Annotated in this window: 23 protein-coding genes; 12 read left to right on the top strand and 11 right to left on the bottom strand. The window is 39.4% G+C overall.

The features are described 5' to 3' along the window. Nucleotides 1-4: 4 nt before the first annotated feature. From prpF to P20429_RS11840, 4 genes are all read left to right on the top strand, one after another. Nucleotides 5-1,171, top strand: coding sequence for a 2-methylaconitate cis-trans isomerase PrpF (prpF, locus tag P20429_RS11855; protein WP_007582482.1), 1,167 nt, complete (start codon nucleotides 5-7; stop codon nucleotides 1,169-1,171). A 482-nt stretch (nucleotides 1,172-1,653) separates the two neighbouring features. After that, nucleotides 1,654-4,686, top strand: coding sequence for a hypothetical protein (locus P20429_RS11850; RefSeq protein ID WP_007582483.1), 3,033 nt, complete (start codon nucleotides 1,654-1,656; stop codon nucleotides 4,684-4,686). 62 nt (nucleotides 4,687-4,748) lie between these two features. Next, complete coding sequence (locus tag P20429_RS11845; protein ID WP_007582484.1) at nucleotides 4,749-5,840, top strand: hypothetical protein; 1,092 nt, start codon at nucleotides 4,749-4,751, stop codon at nucleotides 5,838-5,840. A gap of 9 nt (nucleotides 5,841-5,849) precedes the next feature. Next, complete coding sequence (locus tag P20429_RS11840; protein WP_007582485.1) at nucleotides 5,850-7,730, top strand: hypothetical protein; 1,881 nt, start codon at nucleotides 5,850-5,852, stop codon at nucleotides 7,728-7,730. 78 nt (nucleotides 7,731-7,808) lie between these two features. Here the strand turns inward: P20429_RS11840 and P20429_RS11835 are convergent, their stop codons facing one another. Next, nucleotides 7,809-8,450, bottom strand: coding sequence for a CPBP family intramembrane glutamic endopeptidase (locus P20429_RS11835; RefSeq protein ID WP_007582486.1), 642 nt, complete (start codon nucleotides 8,448-8,450; stop codon nucleotides 7,809-7,811). A gap of 89 nt (nucleotides 8,451-8,539) precedes the next feature. Beyond that, a complete protein-coding gene (locus P20429_RS11830) occupies nucleotides 8,540-9,115 on the bottom strand; it encodes an inner membrane-spanning protein YciB (protein WP_007582487.1) in 576 nt (191 codons plus the stop codon). Nucleotides 9,116-9,306: 191 nt separating this feature from the next. On the opposite strand from P20429_RS11830, the gene P20429_RS11825 reads away from it, so the two are divergent. Both P20429_RS11825 and P20429_RS11820 read left to right on the top strand, forming a co-directional pair. Next, nucleotides 9,307-9,576, top strand: coding sequence for an HU family DNA-binding protein (locus P20429_RS11825; protein WP_007582488.1), 270 nt, complete (start codon nucleotides 9,307-9,309; stop codon nucleotides 9,574-9,576). Nucleotides 9,577-9,949: 373 nt separating this feature from the next. Beyond that, nucleotides 9,950-10,528, top strand: a complete 579-nt coding sequence (locus tag P20429_RS11820; protein WP_007582489.1) for a type 1 glutamine amidotransferase domain-containing protein — start codon at nucleotides 9,950-9,952, stop codon at nucleotides 10,526-10,528. Nucleotides 10,529-10,637: 109 nt separating this feature from the next. Here the strand turns inward: P20429_RS11820 and trpA are convergent, their stop codons facing one another. Genes trpA through P20429_RS11790 form a run of 6 tightly spaced genes read right to left on the bottom strand, consistent with a single transcriptional unit; the run spans nucleotide 10,638 to nucleotide 17,226 of the window. Then, nucleotides 10,638-11,459: a tryptophan synthase subunit alpha gene (gene trpA, locus P20429_RS11815; protein ID WP_007582490.1), complete on the bottom strand. Its 822-nt coding sequence runs from the start codon at nucleotides 11,457-11,459 to the stop codon at nucleotides 10,638-10,640. Continuing rightward, nucleotides 11,456-12,640 (bottom strand): tryptophan synthase subunit beta, encoded by a 1,185-nt coding sequence (gene trpB, locus P20429_RS11810; protein ID WP_007582493.1) that lies wholly within the window; start codon nucleotides 12,638-12,640, stop codon nucleotides 11,456-11,458. The genes trpA and trpB overlap by 4 nt, the downstream gene beginning before the upstream one ends. Before the next feature lie 7 nt (nucleotides 12,641-12,647). Then, nucleotides 12,648-14,012, bottom strand: coding sequence for a bifunctional indole-3-glycerol-phosphate synthase TrpC/phosphoribosylanthranilate isomerase TrpF (gene trpCF, locus P20429_RS11805; RefSeq protein WP_007582495.1), 1,365 nt, complete (start codon nucleotides 14,010-14,012; stop codon nucleotides 12,648-12,650). Further along, nucleotides 14,005-15,042 carry an anthranilate phosphoribosyltransferase gene (gene trpD / locus P20429_RS11800; RefSeq protein ID WP_007582496.1) on the bottom strand — a complete coding sequence of 346 codons (1,038 nt, stop codon included), beginning with the start codon at nucleotides 15,040-15,042 and terminating at the stop codon, nucleotides 14,005-14,007. Before trpD ends, trpCF begins: the two co-directional genes overlap by 8 nt. An 11-nt stretch (nucleotides 15,043-15,053) precedes the next feature. Next, complete coding sequence (locus P20429_RS11795) at nucleotides 15,054-15,656, bottom strand: aminodeoxychorismate/anthranilate synthase component II (protein ID WP_007582498.1); 603 nt, start codon at nucleotides 15,654-15,656, stop codon at nucleotides 15,054-15,056. Nucleotide 15,657: 1 nt separating this feature from the next. Further along, the gene (locus P20429_RS11790) at nucleotides 15,658-17,226 is read right to left on the bottom strand and encodes an anthranilate synthase component 1 (protein ID WP_007582499.1); all 1,569 of its coding nucleotides are present in this window, start codon (nucleotides 17,224-17,226) and stop codon (nucleotides 15,658-15,660) included. A 464-nt stretch (nucleotides 17,227-17,690) separates the two neighbouring features. On the opposite strand from P20429_RS11790, the gene P20429_RS11785 reads away from it, so the two are divergent. The 5 genes from P20429_RS11785 (at nucleotide 17,691) to P20429_RS11765 (ending at nucleotide 21,285) form a co-directional block, all read left to right on the top strand. Next, complete coding sequence (locus tag P20429_RS11785; protein WP_007582500.1) at nucleotides 17,691-18,545, top strand: PHP domain-containing protein; 855 nt, start codon at nucleotides 17,691-17,693, stop codon at nucleotides 18,543-18,545. After that, complete coding sequence (locus tag P20429_RS11780) at nucleotides 18,542-19,162, top strand: L-threonylcarbamoyladenylate synthase (protein WP_007582501.1); 621 nt, start codon at nucleotides 18,542-18,544, stop codon at nucleotides 19,160-19,162. The genes P20429_RS11785 and P20429_RS11780 overlap by 4 nt, the downstream gene beginning before the upstream one ends. A gap of 6 nt (nucleotides 19,163-19,168) precedes the next feature. After that, nucleotides 19,169-20,005, top strand: a complete 837-nt coding sequence (locus tag P20429_RS11775; protein WP_007582502.1) for a ScpA family protein — start codon at nucleotides 19,169-19,171, stop codon at nucleotides 20,003-20,005. Nucleotides 20,006-20,150: 145 nt separating this feature from the next. Further along, on the top strand, nucleotides 20,151-20,702 hold the full coding sequence (locus tag P20429_RS11770; protein ID WP_007582503.1) for a cytochrome b: 552 nt from the start codon (nucleotides 20,151-20,153) through the stop codon (nucleotides 20,700-20,702). Between the two features lies 1 nt (nucleotide 20,703). Continuing rightward, complete coding sequence (locus P20429_RS11765) at nucleotides 20,704-21,285, top strand: YceI family protein (RefSeq protein ID WP_007582505.1); 582 nt, start codon at nucleotides 20,704-20,706, stop codon at nucleotides 21,283-21,285. An 84-nt stretch (nucleotides 21,286-21,369) separates the two neighbouring features. Here the strand turns inward: P20429_RS11765 and P20429_RS11760 are convergent, their stop codons facing one another. Next, the gene (locus P20429_RS11760; RefSeq protein ID WP_007582508.1) at nucleotides 21,370-22,212 is read right to left on the bottom strand and encodes a transporter substrate-binding domain-containing protein; all 843 of its coding nucleotides are present in this window, start codon (nucleotides 22,210-22,212) and stop codon (nucleotides 21,370-21,372) included. 139 nt (nucleotides 22,213-22,351) lie between these two features. Next, nucleotides 22,352-22,519 carry a hypothetical protein gene (locus P20429_RS20705; RefSeq protein WP_002961566.1) on the bottom strand — a complete coding sequence of 56 codons (168 nt, stop codon included), beginning with the start codon at nucleotides 22,517-22,519 and terminating at the stop codon, nucleotides 22,352-22,354. A 370-nt stretch (nucleotides 22,520-22,889) separates the two neighbouring features. Here P20429_RS20705 and P20429_RS11755 point away from each other — a divergent pair, with 370 nt between their 5' ends. After that, nucleotides 22,890-23,441, top strand: a complete 552-nt coding sequence (locus P20429_RS11755; protein ID WP_007582513.1) for a hypothetical protein — start codon at nucleotides 22,890-22,892, stop codon at nucleotides 23,439-23,441. On the opposite strand, the gene P20429_RS11750 is transcribed toward P20429_RS11755, so the two are convergent. Continuing rightward, the gene (locus tag P20429_RS11750) at nucleotides 23,438-24,241 is read right to left on the bottom strand and encodes a hypothetical protein (protein ID WP_007582515.1); all 804 of its coding nucleotides are present in this window, start codon (nucleotides 24,239-24,241) and stop codon (nucleotides 23,438-23,440) included. The genes P20429_RS11755 and P20429_RS11750 overlap by 4 nt on opposite strands. Nucleotides 24,242-24,294: the final 53 nt, after the last annotated feature.

Raw genomic sequence — 24,294 nt, forward strand, 5'->3', positions numbered from 1 at the left:
CATTATGTTTAAACCGCAAATTAAAGTGCCTGCAACCTATATGCGTGGCGGCACCAGTAAAGGTGTATTTTTTAATTTAATTGACTTGCCAAAGCCTGCTCAAGTAGCAGGCGAGGCGCGCGATAATTTATTACTGCGCGTTATTGGCAGCCCCGATCCGTATGCTAAGCAAACGGATGGCATGGGCGGTGCTACATCAAGTACCAGTAAAACCGTAATCTTAAGTAAAAGTGAGCAAACTGACCACGATGTTGATTACTTGTTTGGTCAAGTGGCGATAGATAAACCTTTTGTAGATTGGAGCGGTAACTGCGGCAACTTAACGTCAGCAGTTGGTGCTTTTGCCATTAGTAATGGTTTGGTCGATAAAAGCAGAGTACCCGATAACGGTGTTGCTATTGTGCGTGTGTGGCAGGCTAATATTAAAAAAAGCATATTAGTGCATGTCCCCATGACAAATGGCGAAGTACAAGAAACCGGCGACTTTGAGCTCGATGGCGTTACTTTTGCTGCAGCTGAAGTAAAACTTGAATTTATTGACCCCGCTGATGGCGATGGCGCGTTATTTCCAACAGGTAATGTAGCTGATGATTTAGAAGTACCGGGTGTTGGTACTTTAAAAGCAACAATGATAAATGCAGGTATTCCTACTGTATTTATTAATGCCATTGATATTGGTTATACCGGCACAGAGCTGCAAGACGATATAAATAACGATGTTGCAGCGCTTAAAAAGCTTGAAACTATTCGTGCTTATGGCGCTGTTAAAATGGGCTTAATCACTAACATTAGTGAAGCGCAAGTTCGCCAACATACGCCAAAGGTTGCGTTTGTTGCATCGCCTTTAGATTACAAAGCATCTAGCGGTAAGATTATTGAAGCTACAAACATTAACTTATTAGTACGCGCTATGTCGATGGGTAAACTGCACCATGCCATGATGGGCACAGCGGCTGTTGCTATTGGCACGGCCGCAGCAATCGAAGGCACACTCGTAAATATAGCCGCTGGTGGCGGCGCATTGAGTGAAGTTAACTTTGGTCATCCGTCGGGCACGCTAAAAGTAGGTGCTGAGGCTAAAAATAATGCTGGCAACTGGCTAGTTACCAAAGCAAGTATGAGCCGAAGTGCACGCGTATTAATGGAAGGGGTTGTAAGAGTCCCTCAGTAATTACTAAACATTTACTTTAGGTAAGTAAACAAGTTTTATAAACGTTTGCTTAGCTAAAGTAAAACCTACTAACATTCATTATAAACAATCCTTTTTCATTAATTTTTCGAATTATCCTCTTTTTTAGCTCTCATCCATCGCATTTACTTGAAGAATATAATTAACAAACTAGATTGTATGTAATATTCATTTAATAAAGTGAATATATTGTATCAATATGTGCTGGTTCTTTATGAGTGTCTATAGGTTATTGAATAATAGAGATGCTGATAAAGAAGTAGTTCATAGAATAAAGATAAATACTTCTATAAAACGTATAAATATGTAGCATAACTATATAGCTTAATGGTATTTTTAATGTTCTGGTAACAAAGGTTATGATTGTGTACTTTTTTAATGCTTTTTAAACATAAAAGCTTACACAAGCCACTATCAACTAAACTAATTTCTGATACTCATTCCAGGCTATCAAGGAGAAATAAATGGTAAAGCGTACGATCAAATTTACACCTATTGCAGCTTCAGTTGCACTTACATTAGGCTTAACAGCATGTGGTTCGGACAATGACAGAAACATTCCTGTTACACCTGTAGAATCTTTTACTGCAACAGGTGATGCACAGTTCAACATTGAAGTAACTGGTAAAGCAGTTAAAGGTTCAATGAAAAGTGCAGTAGTAACTGTAATGACTTTAGATGCATCTGGTCAAAGCGTTCCTGTTGCGTTTCGCTCAGCTGCTTCAGCAGAAGCAGAGTCTTTTTCTGAAGAAGCACTATCACAAAGTGCTGCTGATGCTGCAGTAGAAGCAAGTAAAATTGCTGCTAATCCTGAAGTATTAACTGATGAAAGCGGCCGTTACAGCATCTACTTAGATGATGACTTTACTGGACCAGTTTACATTACTGTTAAAACGTCTGCAGAAGGCGATGATAGCTTTTTACGTTGTGATGCTTACGTAGGTTGTGGCGATTACGATGTAGCGCCAGAAGAAGATGACGTAAATGATGGCGATACTGCGATTGAGTTTGGCGAATGGTACAAAACTGACCTAGAGCTTTCAGTTGTTAAATTTGTTCCAGCTGTTGAAGCAGATACATCTGGAGTAAGTGGTTCTGCAGGCGATGCTAATGTAGAAGCTTCTTATAAAGCTAATGTTACTTTCTTAACATCGTTAGTGGCGGCTCTTCTTCTTGACTCAGGTTCAAGTGTAGATGAAGACGCAATTGCTAAAGCAAGCTTAGATACTGTTGTACAAGTAATGGGTCAAGACGCTGCACTTTTACTTTCAGCTATTATTGGTGATTTATCTAACGGCGGCGCTGTAGATTTAAGTGATGTTGATGGCGAAGAAGAACTTACTGACGGTATTTTAGCAATTGCACAGCTTTCATCTTCAATTCAAGGTTTACCTTCAATTGGTGATGTAATGAGCAGCATTAAAGCTGGTATTAAATCAGGCCAGTTTAAAGGTAATGCTGATGCTAGCATTGCAGCAATAGCGACAATGTTACAAACAGCTATTACAAATACTGCAAATGTTTTTGTTGCCATTGCTACTGGTACTGAAGATGACATTAAAACTGCATTAGAAGCCGCTTTCGCAGCAAAAATTCCAGCTCCTACTGCTGGTGAGATAGTTGCATTTGCTGCTAACTCAGCTGATGTTGCTAAAAAAGCAAAAGCTGCTAAAGATAAAGCTGTTAAAAATGGTGCAGCAACTGATGCGAGCCTTGCAGCCGCTGCAGTAAAAGTTAAAAAAGCACTAGAAGTAATTGGTTGTACTGGCGCAGAATGTACAGTTGGAGATGATTTTTATACAGCTCTAGCAGCTGCTTTAACATTAGAAGTTACTGCTTCTCAAACTGCACTTACTGCATTAGAAATGAGCATTGAAACAGCTCAAAGCTCACTTGCAGATGTTCAAGCAATGGGTGGCGATGCTCTTACAGCTGATAACGCAGCTGCATTTGTAAGCGCTGTTACATTACTGAAAAATGAAGCTACTACGGCTGATTTAACAGCTAAAGCAGACTCTATTTTTGTTAAATCACAAGGCTATGTAACTGCTGCAAAAGCGTTAGTTACTCAAAGCTCTGATTACCAACAAGTTCTTGATTCTGCAACATCGTTGCAAACAGATGCATCTGTTGCTGTAACTGACACCGCTGCATACGACGCGGCACTAGCTGCACTAGTAGCTGAAGCTGAAGCAGCGATTACAGAGTTTGATGTGGCTCTTGCTGCTGCAAAACTAGTTGCTGAAGACACTGCAGACGTTGCTGATGAGAAAAAATCAGTAGCAGACACAGCTGAAGCGGCTTCTACTAGCGCACTTGCTAACGCAGAAAATGCAATGGTAGATACAGCTGCAAACGCAACAGAAGCTCTTGAGCTTGCAATGACTGCCGTTACTGCTGCGTCTGATTTTGCTGCTGCTGTTGATGCACTTGAAATTGCTATTGAGCAAGCACTTGTTGCTGCTAATGCCTACCTAGAACTTGAAGGCGAAGGCGCACAAGCAATGATTGATGCGCTTACAGCTATGCAAACAGCTGCTGTAGCTCAAGGTGAGCTAGCTAGCGAGCAATTTGTAACAGCTTATAATCTACAGCTTGCTGCTGAAACTGCAGTTGCAAAACTTGAAGTACTAACTTCTGTTAAAGCTACATCAGAGTCATTATCGACTATGACTGTGCTTACAGGCACTGGTGCTGATGCAGTTGCTGATGCAGCAGACATTCTTGCAGACGTAATTGATGAATTAGCTGAAATGGGTAATAACTCAGGTACAGGCACATCAACTCGCAATGCTGATTGGGACTATGCTTACAGCTTAGATGATCTTACGCTAATGCTTAGCAATGCTACTACAGGTGAGATGATTAATGCAGCGGCTTCTTATGAAGGCGACAAGCTTGTTGTTGCTTGGGGTGCTACATTAAAAGGTGAGAATGACGTATCTGTTGAGCTTGTTACTGCTGCTACACAAACACAAGCACTTACAGATTGTGTTGATTTTGCAGCCGGTACAATTGATGCTACTCAAATCGATTCATGTTTAGTATTTACTTTTGATGGCGCAGTGACTGCTGATAATGTAGATGATGCAGAAATCATAATGACTGAAACGGCTAACCATGTTGAAATCATTGATGGTGATTCTGGCTTCACTGGTATGTTAAGTATTACAGCTGATGATGCAACAGATTCAGGCTCTATTACATTAGAGGGTGTTTCTGGTGATGTAGACTTTAAAGTAATGACTACATACCTTGACAGCGACATGGAAGAAGCAAGTGCTTTAGATATTACAGTAAATAATGCAATGGGTTACACGTTGTCTATTACTGGTAATGAAAGTGCAGGTTACACTGGTGACGTTATGGCTATGTACAATGAGATGATGATGTCTTTTGGTACTGCAGCTAAAACAACAAACGGTCTTTCAATTACTTACATTGATGGTGACGTAGTTGATTACACTGATGTTGATTTAATTGATTCATCTAAGTAATATTTAAACTATAAAAGGGGAAAGCAGCGCTTTTCCCTTTTTTTATAGAAAGCGATTAAATTATGAAAAAAAAAATTCTCTTGTTAGGATTTTCAACAGCTTTTATTTCTCCTCTTGCTTCCGCAGATAACCAATTTCAAATTTTTACCCACTTTGACGCAGAAATTTATACAGAAGCACAACCAGTACAAGCCTTTGTAGATGATTTTGATGCTCCATTAAAATCGGGTGACAGTGCATTCACCTATAATATATTTGAAGTAGGTGTTGGCTACGGTAATTTTAAGGTCGGTTTACAAAGTCGTTACGACTATGTTCTTAACTTTGATCCTGATACAGCCAAATATACTCATACCGAAAAAAATGATCTAGAGTTTGAAGATAGATTTTATACATATTACCTTGATGCTAAACAAGCAACATCTAACGGTGTCTTTGTATCTTATGATTTAAAATTTTTAGATAAAAATGCATTAACAATAACACCTAAACTTTCTGTTTTTGCCAGCTCACACTATCAAGATGCCACTGTAAATGGTGAAATTTATAGTGATGAAGTTGAAGGCGCTGTAACTGTCGATTACAACTTTTCAAAAGACATATTATTTAAAAAGTTTTCACCGTCACAAAAGCCTGAAGGGCTTGGCTATAGCCTAGATATTTTTGCTGATTGGCAAGTAAATGATGAGCTTCAAGTTGGTTTTAGCGTAAAAGATTTGCTCTATAAAACAGAGTACGAAGACAGCGGCTCTGTAAAAGGTCAAACTACTGAGATTCCATTTAGCGAAGATGACAACGGCGATATTATTACTCAGCCAACAGTTTCATTAAAAACATCTGCATTTGGAAATACGGTATCTCATGATTTAGAAATGGAAATGCGACTACAAGCATTTGCCGATTACAGAATAAACGACCGATTTTCGACTCAGTTAACTTTAAAACGTTACGACAAAGACACGTTCAGCCAATTAAAAGGCCGTATACACTTTTGGGATCATTGGAAAGTACAGGCGGGCTATGAGACAAAAAGTGAAGCATTTTTAGTTGGTATAGAAAACGAGTATTTTGGTCTTAATTTACAAACTGATAGCCTAGATTTAGATAAAGCCTATTATGCTAATGTGAATTGGTACGTGAACATTAAGTTTTAAGGAATGAAGATGTTAAAACAAATTATACCCTTAGGGGTAGCTATTGCATTGGTAGGTTGTGGTTCTTCATCAGACAGTGACAGTTCAGAATCTGTTGCAGTGAGTGAGATTGCTACATCTTCTTCTGTGAGTTTTTATGTATCTAATTGGCAATCACCACAGGGCACGCTTAATGTTTTAGATAGCGACGGGGTGGTGCAAGAATCAATTGAAGTTGAAAACATCAATACTGCGAGTGTAAGTGTAACTCCACTTACTTTTAATAGTTTTGAGTTTATACCGAGTGATACTGCTCTACCTTGTCCTCGCTTTACAGGTTGTGGCAGAACAGTCCGTGGTGATGTAAATGACTTAAACGCAAACCGTTTAATAGACTACCAAGAATTGACAGCCGTTACTCTTAATTACAAAGCTGATGCATTTAGTGCACCGGGTGTAAATACGGTTTATTTATCGCCATTGAGTAAAGCAATTACAGATGAAGGCTTTAGTGCTACGCAAGCTAGTTTATCAGCCACGCCTTTTTATCATTTAACGCACAGCAATTTAAATGCAAGTGTTGAAGCAGAAATGGTTACTAATGCATTTACTTACGCGGCAATTTTAGCTGGTGTTGCTGATAGTTCGTTTAGTGTTGAAAGTGCTTTTAATGCATTTACTAACTTAGAGACTGACCAACAGGCATGGCAAGATTATAGCGATTTAGCAGCGCAGTATGTTACAGATAACTTATTTAGCGACCAAGGTAATGCTTTACTGCAAAATGTAGCTGGTCAAGTTAAGCAAACGATTGCAAGTGTAACTACATTTACAAATTGGCAGGCTCGCTCAACAGAAGTTCAAAGCTTAGATTCAAGAGAGTTACTTGTTGATACACGAAATATTATAGGTGCTGCAAGACTTCAAGAAAAAAGCTATTCAGATGAATTAGACGTAAAATTTGCTGAGCTTGAAAGTGCGTTTGATGAAGACACACAAAGAACACTTGATGCACTTACTAATGCTTTAAACGAAGTTATTACAAATTATTCACCACTAGCTGATGGCTCTACACCATCAGGACAATATAAACTTCGTGACTTAGATATTGATTACAGCCAATCACCTTATACTTGGGCTATAACTGGCACATATGATGATTTACCTATAACAATTGATTTATCAATTCCAACATTTAGAGTAAGTGGTGTATTAGGTAATAAAATTGAAGGTGTAATGAGCGCAACAGTCACAAATGGTGCTACGGTTTTAAGTGTAGATGTAAGTGAGTTGCTAATTCAGTTTGATGGTATAGATGCTCAAAGTGAATTAAATCCAGAAGCCGACACAGGTATTACACAGGTAACTACCAATGTAATTATCAATAAAGCCGCTGGTAAACTTGAAGGTGACTTATCACTAAACTTAAATCGCTTTGTTAATTCATTAGGTGAAGAGTCTACGACGTTATCTACTTTTGATTTTAATGGTGATTACGTAAGTGACATTCAAGACACTGCATTTCATATCACTGCAGTAGAGGCTTCGCCTTTTATTGGTGAAGATAATGACGATTTAGCATTTACTTTTGAATTAGATTTTCCGTTGAGTGGTGCAAGCGATTTTAAGTTTGCTTACGTGGGCGATGTTGAAAACTTATCAGAACTTACCTCTACAGATATATTTGTTAGCATAAAAAACCGTGCGTTAGATTTACGTATTCGTGATGTTAGTGGCAACATTAATCTAATAGCGAGAGGCGAAAATGGACGTTGGTTAGATGTAAAGCAAAAGGGCCGTAATTACAGTGGCGGTTTATATTTTGGTGATACTAAACTAGCTGATGTTACTGCAGTACGTGGTATTCCTGGTGTTTTATTTCCAAATGGTGAGTTTGAATCGTTATTTTAACCATTAGTTAAGTGGTTTTAGAAATATTCAAAATCCGATATTAGTTTTCTAGTATCGGATTTTTTAATGCTTGTTATATTAGTTAAATGCGCCTGAATCAAGGTAGCTGCCGATCCCGAGTGTAAACATCCATATCCCCCATAAACTATGCTCAATAACACACACGACGGTTGAGCGGCTTTGTGCATAGGTATAGGCAAACAGTAAGCCACCTAAAAATGCTAAGGCTACTGCAATCCAATTTGCATACACAATATGCGCCAACGCAAATACACTCGCACTAACTACAATACGCACTGCTTTTTTGGGCATGATGCGTTTATAACGATGAAAAAAATACGTTCTGAATATTAATTCTTGAGGAATAACCGACAGTATTGGGTAGAGTAGCAACAGTAAAAGCCAATCATTAAACGAGTTACGGGGAAGGGTAAACCAGTTGCCCTGATGAATAATCCCGTAAAACATACCTGAGAACAGTGCACCTAAAATAAAGAAGCTAAACACACGTTTTTTAACAGCAGAAAATTGCCCAAGGCTTGTAAGCCTAAAACGTTTAAAATGCGGATCGCCCAGTAGCAACATACAACACACGCTCATTAAAATAATAAGCGCAGGAATAAGCCAGTTAGCTAAATACTCGCGTAATACAAAACCCAACAAGGGTAGTAACACAAAAATGAGGGTAAATTCAAACCAGCGATATTGATTGGCGTTCAAGGTCGTCTCAACTTGTTTTTTTAATAAGCTATCAAGCTAAGACGACATTTTTATGACGAGATTAGTAATCTACAAAGTGATCTATAAAATTATTTTGCAGGTTCTTCTTCACTAGGGAGGTATTTGTACAAGGCAATAATAGTGGCAAAAATACTCACAAAGGTAATACCCATTAAACCAAACACTTTAAAATTAACCCAAAAGTCGAGCGAGAAATTATATGCAATATAAATGTTTAGTGCTGCGATGCCAGCAGTTATAGCAACCCACATTAGGTTAAGCTTATCCCATAATGGTTCTGGGACTACAATGGCTTGTTTTGTATCGTTAGCGTTTTCGAGAATTGAGCTAAGCGCTTTTTTAACGAGGTTTTTCTTAAGTACATAACGGCTAACAAGTAACGTTAAGCTTAAACCTGCGTATATGAGTGTTGCTTTCCATTTTATGTATTGCTCATCATGAAGTACCAGCGTTAACGTACCAAACACAGCAGCAATGCCAAAAAATATCCACTGACGAGTAGGCACAGTTCCATGTTTAAAGTAGCTATAAGCAACTTGAATGAGCGTAGTGGCCATTAATAAACCGGTAGCCCAGTAAATATCGACTAGCTTGAAAACTGCAAAAAACAGTATGAGTGGAATGTATTCAATTAATGCGTGCATATACTACCTAAATTATACAAAAAAGAGTCAAAGGCTTTTTACCACATAAAGCTTAGCAACTACAAGGTTGACTTGTTGCCCTGTAACCCTTAGCCTGCGTGGCTTTATTGCCAATTTGGTTTGGTATTTTTTATATCATCATATTCCCACGCTTAACCAACACTGATTTGGCGTGTATTTAGGAGCCTAAAATGAATAAAGCAGAACTCGTTGCTGCCATTGCACACAAAAGTGAATTAACAAAAAAAGATTCTCAAGCGGCGCTTTCAAGCTTGCAAAAAGTAATTACTAAATCGCTTTCTGAGGGCGATCAAGTTCAAATTAATGGCTTTGGTACGTTTGCACTAAGTTATTACCCAGCGCGCGCTGGGCGTAACCCGCAAACAGGCGCAGCAATTGAAATAGAAGGCGCTAATAAAGCGGTTTTTAAACCGGCTAAGGCGTTAAAAGATCTGCTTTAAATTTATTTAAGGTTTTAACCCCCGTATTGATAGATAAGTTACATGAGCGCGAAGTAAATTCGCACCTACGGGTATATGTTGTAGGTGAGGTTTTATACCTCGCGTTTGGTGGCTTTAAATTATATGAGCTGGAAATAAATTCGCACCTATGTAGATTATTCATAATCTCTAAATGATTTACATGGCATTATAAATCCCACTTACATTAAATCCTTTATTTTCAATTGCTTGTTATCGGCATGCATTATGCTGTTTAACTGTGTGTTTCGAACATATTTTTAAACAATACCAGTCTGCTGATATATGGGGTCTATTGAACGACGTTAAATTGCTCAAATATTTATGCAGGTTGGTATCAAATAAGGAGATCTCAATGAGTACATTACAAACAAGCACGCGTTTACAAGGCAAAAAAATTGCAATTTTAGCCACTGATGGGTTTGAGCAAAGTGAGCTTTTATCTCCACGCAGCGCATTACTTGATGCCGGTGCAAACATCGAAATAGTATCAATTAAAGAAGGCCAAATTACGGGCTGGGATGAAGACAAGTGGGGCGATAAAGTAACAGTAGATAAACTAGTCACAAACGCAGACCCCGCTGATTATGACGCGCTTATGCTTCCTGGTGGTTTATTTAACCCAGACAGTTTACGCCAAGATAAAGATGCTAAAGCCTTTATTGATGGCTTTTTTGGGGCAGAAAAAAATAAACCCGTTGCTGCAATTTGCCATGCGCCGTGGTTGTTAGCTGAAATTAATAAACTGCGCGACCGTACCATTACCTCTTTTCCAAGTATTAAAAGCGATTTAATTAATGCAGGCGCTAATTGGGTTGACCAAGAAGTATGTGTAGATAAAGGCTTAGTAACGAGCCGAAGCCCCGCTGATTTAGAAGCATTTAATGCCAAATTTATTGAAGAGATTTTAGAGGGTAAACACCAAGCTCACTAATTTTCTTTTTAAAACGTTTGGATATTGATACAGCGTTTGATTTTAAAAAACAAAAAAGGGCATTTCAAATGCCCTTTTTTTAATGCGTATAAAACACGCCCTAGTTAGCTTATAGCGATGTAGCTGCTTTCATATCGGCTACAAAAGCTTTTAGCTGCGCGGTCATTGTTGGTAAATCATTAAGGTTAGCTTCAATAATTTTAACCACAGCAGAGCCTGAAATGGCACCGGCTGCTCCTGCATTAAGAGCCGCTTTTACATCATCTGGCGTTGAAATACCAAACCCTAAAAGAGCAGGGGCTGCATGGTATTCTTTTAATTTAGTAACAATATTACCAGCAGGCATTTGTGCTTTAGTATCGGTACCGGTAACACCTGCGCGCGATAGTAAATACGTGTAACCACGACCGTAAGAGGCGCACTGGCGAAGTGTGTCGTCATCTGCATTTGGTGTTGCAATAAAAATTGGGTCTACACCGTTATCCATTGCTGACTTTCTAAACATTTTAGATTCATGCAGAGGCACATCAGCCACTAAAATTGAGTCTACGCCTACTGCTTTTGCATCTTTATAAAATGCTTCTATACCGCGTTTAAACACAAGGTTTGAATACAATAATAAGCCAATTGGAATATCAGCATTATACTCACGTATTTCTTTAATAATATCAAAGCAATCTTGTGTGTTAATGTGCACATCGAGGGCGCGAATATTAGCTTTTTGAATTACTGGACCATCTGCAATTGGGTCAGAAAACGGAATACCAAGCTCAAGCGCATCAGCGCCGCCGTCAATTAGACTTTTAATAATCGCAATACTTTGCTCTTTACCTGGGTCGCCAATCGTTACAAATGGTACAAACGCACCTTGTTTTTGCTCGTTAAGCGCTGCAAACATTTTGCCGTAACGATCCGTTTTTACTAGGCTCATAGCTGACCTCTTTCAGTTAGTACATTGTGAACGTGTGCTAAATCTTTATCACCACGACCACTTAAATTAATCACTATAACACTTTCCTCGGTTAGCTCCTCTGCGTACTTAAGCGCATAAGCTAACGCATGGCTTGATTCAAGTGCCGGAATAATCCCTTCATTTTTAGCAAGCGACTGGAACGCATCAAGCGCTTCTGTATCGGTAATACCCACGTATTGAGCGCGACCAGTTTCGTGTAAAAATGCATGTTGAGGACCAACAGCTGGGTAATCAAGGCCCGCTGATACAGAGTAAGACTCTTCAATTTGGCCATCGTCATTTTGCATAATGTACGTATAAGTACCGTGTAATATGCCTTTAGTGCCTTTACAAATTGTTGCACCGTGCTCATTTGTATCAAGCCCTTTACCAGCAGGCTCAACACCAATTAATTTAACGCCTGGCTCGTTAATAAAGTCAGTAAACATACCAATTGCATTTGAACCACCACCAACACAGGCAATAACAGCGTCAGGTAAACGACCTTCTGCTTTAAGTACTTGTTGCTTAGCTTCTTCACCAATAATTTTTTGATACTCGCGTACAATTGTTGGGAATGGGTGAGGACCTGCGGCTGTACCTAGTAGGTAGTGCGCGTCTTGGTAATTTGCTGACCAGTCACGCAGCGCTTCATTTACTGCATCTTTTAATGTGCCAGAACCCGCTGTTACCGGAATAACCTCTGCACCCATTAACTTCATTCTAAATACGTTAGGTTGCTGACGTTCAACGTCTTTTGCGCCCATATAAATACGACATTTTAAACCCAGTAGTGCACATGCAAGCGCGGTTGCAACACCGTGTTGACCGGCACCGGTTTCAGCAATAACTTGTTTTTTACCCATACGCTTAGTAAGTAACGCTTGGCCAAGTACTTGGTTCGTTTTGTGTGCGCCGCCGTGTAATAAGTCTTCACGCTTTAGATACAGTTTTACTTTTGGGTTTTTAACTAAATTGCGCGTTAAAGTAAGTGGGGTAGGACGACCCGCATACTCGTTTAATAATTTACTTAGCTCTGCCTGAAACTCAGGATCTTTTTGTGCTTTGTTAAATTCATTTTCTAACTGCTTAAGCGCAGGGACAAGTAACTCGGGTACAAACATACCGCCAAACTCGCCAAAATAAGCTGGATTTTGCATTTTAACCTCAATAATTTCTGATGCTTGTGAAAGCATTATGTAATTTGTTAGGGCACTTTTTACCCGCAGATTCTTCAACGCCTGAGTTTAAATCAAGGCCTAAGGCACCTTTAAAAAGCGCATCTTTAATATTGTCTGGATTTAAGCCTCCAGCGAGCATAAATGGTGTAGTTGCGCCGCTAAGCACCGACCAATCAAATGCTTTACCAGTACCGCCAGCTTGTGTATCACTGTGCGTATCGTAAAGGTGTCGATCAACCCCATTTACAGGCGTTGGCAATGCATCTTTTATTGCTTGGGCTTTCCAAATTTCGCAATTAGTTGGAAGTTGTGTACGCAGCGCAGCAATGTAATCGTCACTTTCTTGGCCATGTAATTGAACTGCCGCTAATTTTAGCACACTTGCGTATTGAGCAACTTGCTCAATGGGAGCATCTACAAATACACCAACAAAGTTAAGTGGTGCGCTTTGGCTCAGCTCTCTTGCACAATCTAAATCGACATAGCGAGGCGATTTAGGATGAAAAATTAAACCACCATAAACAGCACCGTTTTGATATGCCGCTTGTGCATCTTGGCTACGTGTTAAACCACATACTTTATTGTCGCCTAAAATAACACGGCGACATGCTTGTTCTAAATCACGCTCGCCCATAAGTGAGCTGCCAATTAAAAAGCCATCGCATAATGGAGCTAAACGTTTTACGTCTTGATGGGTGTAAATACCCGATTCCGAAATAACCACTTTATCAGCCGGAATAAGCTTTCGTAGTTTTTCAGTAGTGGCTAAATCGGTGCTTAAATCGCGTAAATCGCGGTTATTAATACCAATAACTTGTGCATCAAGTGCAAGTGCGCGGTGTACTTCTTCTTCATTACTTACTTCGGTTAACACCGACATATTAAGTGAATCGGCAACAGCATGCAGTGCTTTATAGCTTTCGTCATCGAGTACCGAAAGCATCAGTAATATAGCGTCACCACCATAAATACGTGCCATATACACTTGGTACTCGTCTATAAAAAAGTCTTTACAGATAAGCGGTTGTTCTACTTGGCTGCGCACGAATTCGAGGTAGTCAAAGCTACCTTGAAAATATTTAGCATCAGTTAACACACTCATGCAGGTAGCATATTTTTTATAAACTGAGGTAATTTCAGTTAAATCAAATGGGTTTCTAATTAACCCTTTTGAAGGCGATGCTTTTTTACACTCTAAAATAAACTGAGTGCCAGGTGCTGCAAGTGCTTTATAAAAGCTACGGCTTGTAGGCACTGCAAGATGTTTAAAGCTTTCAAGCGGACGTGCAGCTTTTCTTTCAATTAGTTCTAATTTTTTATCAGCAACAATTTTGTCTAATACATTAGCCATTACTTACCTCAATAATTGCACTTAGTGTGTTCATGGCTTGCCCTGAACTTAATAATGTTTGTACTTGTTTTGCCCCTTCTTTTAACGTTTCTGCTTTACCTGTTAGGTATAAAAGGGCAGCTACGTTAACCACAATAGCAGCATTATGTGCATCTGTGCCTTTGCCTTGCAAGATGGCGAGGCTAGCATTTGCGTTGTATTGTGGGCCTTCACCAGCGAGTTGTTCAAGTGAATAGTTTGCAAGGTCAAAGTCGCTTGGGTTTAGTGTGTACTGCGTAATCTCGCCATTATTTAGCTCAACTACCGTTGTTGGGCCGTGTAGGGCTATTTCGTCAGTGCCCGAGCCGTGAACAATCATAGCGCGCTTTGTGCCAAGGGTTTTAAGTGTTTGTGCCATTGGCATACACAACGCTTCGTTATAGACGCCGAGTAATTGCACTTCAGGTGCAGCAGGGTTAGCAAGCGGACCTAAAATATTGAAAATAGTGCGTGTTTTAAGCGATGTTCGTACGCCCATCGCATGGCGTACGCCACTGTGATAGTGCGGTGCAAACAAAAAGGTAAAATTGGTTTGCTCAAGACATTTTGCTGCTTGCTCTGGGCTCATATCTATATTAATGCCCAGGGCTTTGAGTAAATCGGCTGAGCCTGAATTACTCGATACACTGCGATTACCATGTTTTACCATGTTAATACCGGCAGCAGCGGCAACAATTGCAGCCGTTGTACTTATATTAATTGTGTTTGAGCCATCGCCACCAGTGCCACAGCTATCGGCAAGTTGCGTACTGCTGGTAGTAAAAGCAACGGCGTTTTCGCGCATTGAGGCTGCAGCGCCTGCAATCTCGTCGCTTACTTCGCCTTTAATTTTAAGGCTTATAAGTAGGGCGGTTAGCTCAATTTCACTCATATTACCTTGCATTATTTCATCAAACAGCGCTTTGGCGTCTGCGTAGCTTAATGATTGCCCAGTAATTAGTTGCTCAATCGCGTGTTGAACATTTATGGGTTGTTCTGGTTGTGTACTCATAATGTCCTCTTTTATTTAGCGCGTGTTAAGTAAGCGACACTTTGCTGAAGTAGCATTGCGCCGTTTGGCGTTAGTATTGATTCTGGATGAAACTGGTAACCCAATGCGTTGTCATCATGATGATAAATAGCCATAGGGATATCTTCGTATTGGGCAATAACCTCAATATTATCAGGCACCTTTGTTGCCATTAATGAATGGTAACGTGCTACAGGCATTGTATTGCCCATACCATCAAATACAGGATGCTCGCCTAAATTAATAATTGAAGACTTACCATGTACGGTTTCACCCGCGTGACCGATTACTCCGCCATAGCTTTGGGTTAACGCTTGTTGACCCAAACAAATACCCAGCATAGGGAAGTGGCCTTTAGAGAGTTCAATAAGCTCCATTAAACAGCCTGCATCGCTTGGTGTTCCAGGACCAGGCGAAAGTACTAATAGTACTTGGCCTTGCTCTTGGCGCATTTTGTTAAAAATAACCTCAGCGCTAATGTTGTTTCTGTAAACAACCAGTTCGCAGCCAAGCATCGTTAGCTCATCAACAAGGTTATATGTAAATGAGTCAAAGTTATCTAAAAAATAGATTTTAATAGGATTCGCTTTACTCATTTTATACCGCCTTATACGTAGATTTTATGGCGGTGATAACCGCTTGTGCTTTAGCGCGAGTTTCGTTTGCTTCTGAAATAGGATCTGAGTCAAACACCACACCGGCACCTGCTTGCACATACGCTTTGTTATTTTTAACAAAAGCTGAGCGAATAACAATACAGCTATCCATTGCGCCATCACCGGTTAAGTAACCTACTGCGCCGCCATAGCTGCCACGGCGCTTACCTTCAGTTTGACGAACAAGCTCAGCAGCACGAACCTTTGGTGCACCAACAAGCGTGCCCATGTTCATACACGCTTGGTAAGCATGCAGTGCATCAAGCTCGGGTTTTAGTGTGCCAACAACGCGTGACACTAAATGCATTACTTGTGAATAGCGGTCTACTTTTAATAGCTCTTTGGCAAAACGAGTACCTGCAACACTAATGCGGGCTACGTCGTTACGGGCTAAATCGACAAGCATTAAATGCTCGGCGCGTTCTTTTTGATCGTTTCTAAGTTCAAGCTCAATGCGGCTGTCTAGGTCTGGATTTATTTGCCCATTAGCAAATTTGCCACGTGGGCGAGTGCCAGCAATTGGGTATACTTCAACTTGCTGAGATTGCACTGTGTATTTAAGTGCTGACTCAGGCGATGCGCCAAATAAAGCAAAGTCTTCATCGCGCATATAAAACATATACGGACTTGGATTTTGCTTTTTAAGCTGGCTATAAGCATGCAAAGCGTCAGGACAAGGTAGTGAAAATGTACGCGATGGCACTACCTGAAAAATATCACCGTCTACAATATTCTTTTTAAGCTTAACTACTTGCTCGCAGTAAGTGTCATCGTCTATATCAACGCTTACCTCACATTCGCCACTTTGCATATCCGCACTAAATTCTGAGGCGTTATCGCACAGTGTATTTAATCGCTCTAGCTCTTTGCCTACTTCAAAGCAATTTGCATGTACGTCAGGGCCGTTAAATACATTACCAATGAGTTCGGTTGTTTGTTTTTGATGATCAATAACAACTAAGGTTTCGGCTAAATAAAATACGTAATCTGGGCAGGTGTTTTCGCCATCAGGTACATCACTTAACTGCTCAAAGTTTGCTACCATATCGTAGGCAAATACACCGCCTAAAAATAACGAAAATGGATTGTTAGTTGTGCTTTTAATACTGTTAATACAAGTACGAAGGGCGCTAAATGCGTTATCTGCAATTAGTTTACTCGCTTCGTCAGTATCGCCGCTAGTGTCTAAATAACACAGGGTAAGTGTTGCGCCGTCTAAAGTAGCGTCACAGCTTTTAACATTTGCCTGCAAGTAGCTTAGAAGCTGTTGCCCATTATTGGATTGAGCAGTAATAGTAACTGTTTTACCTTGGCATACAATGCGCAGTGCACAGTCGACTAAAATTAAACTTTTTACACTGTCTTTAGAATCAATCTCAGCCGATTCAAGCAGTAGTGAGTTAGGCTTATCAAGTGCCGCGTATAATGCAAGAGGACTACTAATATAGTCGCGTACTTGCGTAATGCTTGTTACTTCGCCTGGTGTGGTAGTTATATGACTAAAAATCAAACCTCATTCCCTCAAAAAATTAAACCCCGCAATGCTTTAGCAATGCGGGGTTTGAATAACGATATCTAAATTACAAACAGATCATTACCGTCCCGCTATATCAGGCGCCACCACCAACGATGTGTAAGAGTAAGACCGTTATTCATGTTTTTCTGCCTCAAAATTTATTAAATATTTTTAACGTGTACGTTTCGTAAAATTTAGTTATAAAAAAACCCGCATAGTTGCGGGTTTTGAATTTTTGTTAGACACGACAATTCATCACCCGATAATTACGAGTGCCACCACCAAATAGTGTTTAAGTTTGAATTGATCATTATTGTTAATTCTTAATGTGTCTGAAAGTGGCTACAGTAAAACGTATCTTATGCTTTTGTGTCAAGTGTTTATTTAAAACAATTTAGTCAAAAAAGTTGTTATACTTACATAAACACCAGTAACCCTTAATTTTAAGCAGTTTTCTTTTGATAAAATATGATTTACATAGCCATACCACACATTCAGACGGGCGTTTAACGGTTGAAGAATTATTGCATCGCGCTGTTGATAAAAATATTGATGTGTTTGCTATTACCGATCATGACACTGTGGCGGCTATTAAGCCTGCGCAGCAATTTATTAAAACCGAAAACTTACCGCTTTCATTAATAACGGGTACCGAAGTGTCTACTAAATGGGAAAGCTTCGAAATTCATATTGTAGGTTTAAATATTGATATTAATAATATTGACCTTACCTCTTTATTATCAGCTCAGCAGCAAAAGCGAGAAGAGCGTGCACTAGAGATTGGTGTTCGCCTTGCAAAAAATGGCTTTAATGGCATTTACGAGCAAGCTAAAGAGCTGGCAAAAGACGCGCAAATAACGCGTGCACATTTTGCACGCGCCCTTATTGAGCGCGGTGTTGCTAAAAATTTCCCGGGTGTTTTTAAAAAGTACTTAGGGCGTGGCAAAACAGGCTACGTACCAAGTTGCTGGTGCACCATGCAAACCGCTATTGAGGCCATACATGCCGCTGGTGGTGTTGCTGTACTAGCGCATCCAAGTAGCTATCAAATGTCAAACAAGTGGCTACGCAAATTATTAGTAGAATTTAAAAGTGTAGGAGGGGACGCAATGGAAGTTGCACAACCTCAACAGGCGCCAAGCGAACGTCAATTTTTAGGTGAACTCAGCCGTGAGTACGAACTACTTTGCTCGCAAGGGTCTGATTTTCATTTTCCGACAAGCTATTTAGAGCTTGGCAAAAATTTATACCTACCAAAAGACTGCCAAGGTGTTTGGCAAGCTTGGGAAGGAGAAGAAGGGGCATTAACATGAGTCAATTATTTCATATTCATCCTGATAACCCGCAACCGAGACTAATTAGTCAAGCCGTTGATATTATTAAACAAGGCGGCGTTATTGTTTACCCAACAGATTCGGGTTACGCCATCGGTTGTAACATTGGTAATAAGCAAGCCAAAGAGCGCATAGAGCGTATTCGTGGTATTGAAAAAAACGATAATTTTACGCTAGTTTGTCGTGATTTATCGGAGCTATCTACTTACGCACGTGTAGATAATCAGCTATTTAGGTTAATAAAAAATAATACGCCAGGGCCATATACCTTTATTTTTAAAGGCACAAAAGAAGTCCCTAAACGTTTATTAAACGACAAGAAAAAAACCATTGGCATGCGTGTAATTGAACACCCAATAGCCTGTGCGTTACTTGCCGAACTTGGTGAGCCGTTAATGTCGTGTTCTTTAATTTTACCAGGTGAGCAGTTTACAGAATCAGATCCTGATGAAATATTAGAGCGATTAGATAAACACGTTGATTTAATTATTCACGGTGGCCACTTAGCCGAGCAAGCAACCACGGTAATCGATTTGTCGGAAGATGAAGTCAAGATTTTGCGTGTTGGCTGTGGTGATACAAGCCCGTTTGAGTAATAGCGAGTGAGCGAAAGCACTGCGAATACAAAAAATAGTGAAAAGCCAATGCAGCAAAAGCTGCCACTGGCTTTTTTGCATGGTAAAGCGGTTGTAGACAAACCAGAAGATTTATACATTCCACCTGACGCGCTCGAAATAATATTAGAAACCTTTGAAGGCCCGCTCGATTTACTGCTCTATTTAATTAAAAAGCATAAGCTTGATGTACTCGAGCTTTCTATTTTTAGTATTACAGAGCAGTACGTAAGTTATGTAGAAATGATGACCGAGTTTCAACTCGAACTTGCTGGCGAATATTTAGTAATGGCTGCGTTACTTGCGCAAATTAAGTCGCGCTTATTATTACCTGTACACGAAGAGCTTGAAGAGGAAGAAGATCCTCGCGCAGAGCTTATTAAACGCCTGCAAGAGTATGAGCTGTTTAAACAAGCCGCCGAAAACCTCGACGATATTCCCCGGGTTGGTCGTGATATTTTTATAGCGCATGCCGCTATGCCAATAAGTGAAGATACAAGTCAAAATCTCCCCGATATTGAACTTAAAGACTTAATGCTGGCGTTGAGTGATGTAATGGCGCGAGCAAAAACGTTTGAGCATCATCAAATTACTGCCGAAGTACTCTCAACCCGAGAGAGAATGAGCCAAATATTACAGCAACTATCGCAAGCAAACTCGGCATTGGTATTTAATGCGCTTTTTACCCCAAATGAAGGGCGAAGTGGTGTAGTTGTTAGTTTTATAGCTATGCTTGAGCTCATTAAAGAAGGGCTTGTTACCTGTTTGCAAGTGAGCCCTGAGAGCTTAATTTATGTCAGCTTAAGCGAACAATCCACCCTATAAAACTATCTGTTTAATCCTCAACTTCTAAAACTAACTTTAATTATCAAAGTTCTGTGCGTATACGCACGTAAAGTGTTTGTAAATGTTATTTTCATTTATGGCTGTGCACTATATTGTAACGTCATAGCATTATAGGACGTTACACATGTTTAAAAATACACCTTCATCTTACGGACTTGTCGCCATTATTTTACATTGGCTCATGGCGCTGACTATTTTTGGCCTGTTTGGTTTAGGTTTATATATGGTTGAGCTTACTTATTACGATAGCTGGTATAAAGGTTCACTCGATTTACATAAGAGTATTGGTATTACGCTTGTGGCCGTATTTTTATTTAGAGTTTTATGGCGTGCTTTATCTACACAACCTAAACCATTAGGTGAGAGTAAAGGCATGAACCAATTAGCGCATACGGCGCATATTGCTATGTATATTATTTTGGCTGTTATTGTTGTTGCAGGGTATTTAATATCAACCGCAGACGGGCGTCCAATAGAAGTATTTACTTTATTTAATGTATCAGCGCTTGATTTTGCCTTTGATGACCAAGCCGATATTGCAGGAAAAGTACATTATTACGGCGCGTGCACATTAATCGGGTTTGCAGTATTACATGCACTAGGGGCGTTAAAACATCACTTTATCGATAGAGATAAAACCTTAATTAGAATGATCAAACCATTAAAGGATGATTAAAATGAAAAAATTATTAGTAAGCACAGCCGTTTCGGCTGCAATGATGTTATCGGCAACAGCCGCCAATGCAGCTGATTATGTAATTGATACAAAAGGCGGGCATGCATCTGTTAACTTTAAAATTAAACACTTAGGCTACAGCTGGTTATATGGTCGTTTTAATACTTTTGACGGCACATTTAGTTACGATGCTAAAAACCCTGATGCGTCAAAAATTATGGTAAACATTGATACCACAAGTCTTGACTCTAACCATGCAGAGCGCGATAAGCATTTACATGGTAAAGATTTTTTAAATGTAGATAAATACCCAAAAGCGACATTTAAAAGCACGAGTATTAAATTTGATGAAGACGGCGAAGAGGCTGATGTAACCGGTGAGTTTACGCTGCACGGCGTAACTAACACTATTACCTTTGAAATAGATAAAGTGGGCGAAGGTAAAGATCCGTGGGGCGGCTACCGCGTAGGTTTTGAGGGCGAAACCAGCCTTAAACTTACCGATTACGGTATTGATTATAACTTAGGACCTGCATCTACTCATGTTGATATTATTTTATCAATAGAAGGCGTTCGTCAGTAATACCATTATTAAATATAAAAACGCCACTTACTGTGGCGTTTTTTTTGCATAACAGAAACTCAAATTAAGCGACTTCGAATTTGCTTATTTTGCGCTATTAATACGTGACTGTAATAGCGGCCTTAAATGCTCGGGCAACCAGCGCATGAGTAAATCATTATAAGCCTGTATTTTTTTAATAACTTTAAGCTGCTCATTAAGAATAGCAATGTCTTTTGCGCCTTGCTCGTTTTTAGTACAACCAATAAAGCCATAACTGAGCGCTGGGGATTCGGTTAATGGACGCTGCGTTAAGTTCTCTTCAAAGTGCATTGATTTAGCTAAATAGTAATGCTCGCTTGGGTAACCCAGCAAAATATCAATTCGTTTTAGGTTAAGCATATATGTGAGGCTCGCTAGGCTATCGCGAGTGGGTCTAATTACTAAATCTATATTAGGCGTACTGTTTATCAATGTATCTATCTCTTGGCCATAAGAGCGGCTCATAGAGATCCCAAGAGTTAGTTTTTTATCTTGTATTAAATCTAATAGTGATACTTCTTTTGATTCCGCTATATTTAGCGCTTTGGCGAGTCTTTTGTGCATTGCTATTGAAGGCGAGAGGCCCGTTGTTGAGCTCTCCTCTGTAAAATAAATATGCTCTTTTCTGTAATCATTTTTATAAAGCGATAACGCACAAACATTATTTGAAGTATTAGATAGCTCTTGGATTACTTTACCTGAAGGGATAAGCATGCGGTTAAAGGTAATATTAGGAAGTTGTTTTTCAAGTAATGAAATTATGCTTTCGTCACGGCCTTGGTGTTGATATTGACCATTTAAAATATAATAGGGTGCAAAGTCGTGCGCTAGCCAGTTTATGGTTCTAGCATTGCCTATTGAGGTCAGACAGAAAAAAAGTAAGAAAGTTAAAAATATACGGAGCATTACAACAGCTGCCAGTAATTATTATTGTAAAACTATTGTAACCAATAAAGAGCTAAAAAGTAAAATGCCAGCAACGAGGCTGGCATAATATCTTATCAATAATTGCAATAATAAAAGGGCAATTAAAGTTATGTGTTGCTTAGTTAGCTTTTAGCCACTTAACAAACTGGCGTGCATCACTCGCTTTTTGAAACAATGCATTTTTTAAACCTTGTGTATCACTAAAGATTACACGATGTTTGTTTACTGAAATTGATTGCACTGGATGTGCGATTTGGATCATAGACCCATTATATTTATAAGACATAATAAAACTCACTTTATTCTTGTTATTTATTCTGCGCTATATTTTTATAGCAAATTGCAGTTAATAAATTAACGATGTTGTGTTTAGCTTCATTACAGTGTTGACGATCTTTATGACACTTTTGCGATGATAGTAAAAAATCATCTCGGTATTATTCAAGGGGTTCTCGCCGTACAATAACTTAGCTTTCAAATATACGTTTTGCGGGGCTTACTGGATCAGGGTAAATGGTTAACCGCGGCGGTTTCTTTAAACCAGAGAGGGAAGGTAACTTATATATAAATTGTGTGCAAGCTATTTTTGTAAAAATATTTATAATAAATCTTATCAACTGCTTACAAAGCCCATTTTTAGTTACCAAAGGATAAGTATGAATTACCTAATAGTGAGTGATATTTATGGTTTAACCCCTGCTTTAAGGAGGTTATCACAGGCAATTAGTTCAAATTTGGTGATTGTTGACCCTTACAATAACAAGTTTCAAGCTATTGAAAGTGAACAAGATAGTTACAACAATTTTATACAGCAGTGTGGCCATGATAAATACACCGACAAACTTCAAAAATGCTTTGAGAGTTTAAAATTGCCAACGACGTGTATTGCTTTTAGTGCAGGGGCAAGTGCAGCATGGCGGGCACAGTTATTAACAGGCAATACACACCTTAAAAAGTTAATTGGCTTTTATCCGTCGCAAATTAGACATAATTTAAATTTAAGCGCAAAAGTACCCTGTGAGTTCATATTTCCAGCAAGTGAGAGTCACTTTAATGTTGATGAAGTTATTAAAGCTTTAAGCACCAAAGCGAATGTTAAGTGCTATAAAACCAATTTTTTGCATGGTTTTATGAATGAGTGCTCAACCAATTTTAACGCGCAAGGGCTTGTTGAATATAGTAACTATATAAAACAGAGCAGCCGTTAAAGCGTGTTTAGCTGCTCTTTACTAATATCAGGAAAATCGGTGCGGGTATTATATTTTGCATACAGCGTTGTAAAAACGCTACTACCGGATAGCTTATCTAACTCTTTTATAAAGGTTTTAGCACTAGAGCGAGCGGGTCTACAGCATACTTGATACTGTTTTATTATACCCGCGACAGATAAACCTTGTTTTTGTAGCTTCAAATCGGCCTGTGCAAAAAAAGCCGCACCCGTCCAATAAACACGTTGCTGGGCTCGTTGTTTCCACATATCGGCAGAGAGCTTATTAAGTGGCTGTGTTTTAGTTTTAGTTTGCAGGCGGGCACGATCAAATCCTGCATTTAAACGTTGTACAAATTGCGGCTGGGTAATTATACCGCTGTCACGCATTATTACGTTTTGCATATAACTGGCAAAACCCTCGCTAAGCCAAAAACCGGAGTAGGGAAGTAGCGGCAAATATAAATGTGAAAGTTCATGGTATAGCGTCCAATCTTTAGTGAATGCATTTAAACTGGCATAGCGATCTATATGAAGTTCAAGCCCATCGGGGTTATTGCGCTTAACTGTAGCCCAAGGTACAGGCTCAAAAGCAAAGTATTGCGGTTTTAAATAAATAGGCAATGTGGTTTGTTTTAAAGGTCCCAGTGTATTTTGTGTTTTTTCAACACTTTGATTAACCCATATAGACACCGTATTTTGAGCATTACTTGAGAGCGAGCTAAGGTTATGTATGACTACTTCAACGGCTAATGCGTTAAAAGAGCTGATTAATAGTAGCAGTACAAAAAAGAATTTCATTAAAATGCTCCACTGTAATTTAATAATTGGTACGAAAATTCTAATATACAAGA

The sequence above is a fragment of the Pseudoalteromonas sp. BSi20429 genome (assembly GCF_000238895.1).
In the GTDB taxonomy this organism is placed as follows: domain Bacteria; phylum Pseudomonadota; class Gammaproteobacteria; order Enterobacterales; family Alteromonadaceae; genus Pseudoalteromonas; species Pseudoalteromonas arctica.

What these genes read in the sequence shown, in the direction of transcription:
- prpF (WP_007582482.1), top strand. Translation starts at nt 5, where the DNA reads ATGTTTAAACCGCAAATTAAAGTGCCTGCAACCTATATGCGTGGCGGC.
- P20429_RS11850 (WP_007582483.1), top strand. Translation starts at nt 1,654, where the DNA reads ATGGTAAAGCGTACGATCAAATTTACACCTATTGCAGCTTCAGTTGCA.
- P20429_RS11845 (WP_007582484.1), top strand. Translation starts at nt 4,749, where the DNA reads ATGAAAAAAAAAATTCTCTTGTTAGGATTTTCAACAGCTTTTATTTCT.
- P20429_RS11840 (WP_007582485.1), top strand. Translation starts at nt 5,850, where the DNA reads ATGTTAAAACAAATTATACCCTTAGGGGTAGCTATTGCATTGGTAGGT.
- P20429_RS11830 (WP_007582487.1), bottom strand. Translation starts at nt 9,115, where the DNA reads ATGCACGCATTAATTGAATACATTCCACTCATACTGTTTTTTGCAGTT.
- P20429_RS11825 (WP_007582488.1), top strand. Translation starts at nt 9,307, where the DNA reads ATGAATAAAGCAGAACTCGTTGCTGCCATTGCACACAAAAGTGAATTA.
- P20429_RS11820 (WP_007582489.1), top strand. Translation starts at nt 9,950, where the DNA reads ATGAGTACATTACAAACAAGCACGCGTTTACAAGGCAAAAAAATTGCA.
- trpA (WP_007582490.1), bottom strand. Translation starts at nt 11,459, where the DNA reads ATGAGCCTAGTAAAAACGGATCGTTACGGCAAAATGTTTGCAGCGCTT.
- trpB (WP_007582493.1), bottom strand. Translation starts at nt 12,640, where the DNA reads ATGCAAAATCCAGCTTATTTTGGCGAGTTTGGCGGTATGTTTGTACCC.
- trpCF (WP_007582495.1), bottom strand. Translation starts at nt 14,012, where the DNA reads ATGGCTAATGTATTAGACAAAATTGTTGCTGATAAAAAATTAGAACTA.
- trpD (WP_007582496.1), bottom strand. Translation starts at nt 15,042, where the DNA reads ATGAGTACACAACCAGAACAACCCATAAATGTTCAACACGCGATTGAG.
- P20429_RS11795 (WP_007582498.1), bottom strand. Translation starts at nt 15,656, where the DNA reads ATGAGTAAAGCGAATCCTATTAAAATCTATTTTTTAGATAACTTTGAC.
- P20429_RS11780 (WP_007582501.1), top strand. Translation starts at nt 18,542, where the DNA reads ATGAGTCAATTATTTCATATTCATCCTGATAACCCGCAACCGAGACTA.
- P20429_RS11770 (WP_007582503.1), top strand. Translation starts at nt 20,151, where the DNA reads ATGTTTAAAAATACACCTTCATCTTACGGACTTGTCGCCATTATTTTA.
- P20429_RS11765 (WP_007582505.1), top strand. Translation starts at nt 20,704, where the DNA reads ATGAAAAAATTATTAGTAAGCACAGCCGTTTCGGCTGCAATGATGTTA.
- P20429_RS11760 (WP_007582508.1), bottom strand. Translation starts at nt 22,212, where the DNA reads ATGCTCCGTATATTTTTAACTTTCTTACTTTTTTTCTGTCTGACCTCA.
- P20429_RS20705 (WP_002961566.1), bottom strand. Translation starts at nt 22,519, where the DNA reads ATGTCTTATAAATATAATGGGTCTATGATCCAAATCGCACATCCAGTG.
- P20429_RS11755 (WP_007582513.1), top strand. Translation starts at nt 22,890, where the DNA reads ATGAATTACCTAATAGTGAGTGATATTTATGGTTTAACCCCTGCTTTA.
- P20429_RS11750 (WP_007582515.1), bottom strand. Translation starts at nt 24,241, where the DNA reads ATGAAATTCTTTTTTGTACTGCTACTATTAATCAGCTCTTTTAACGCA.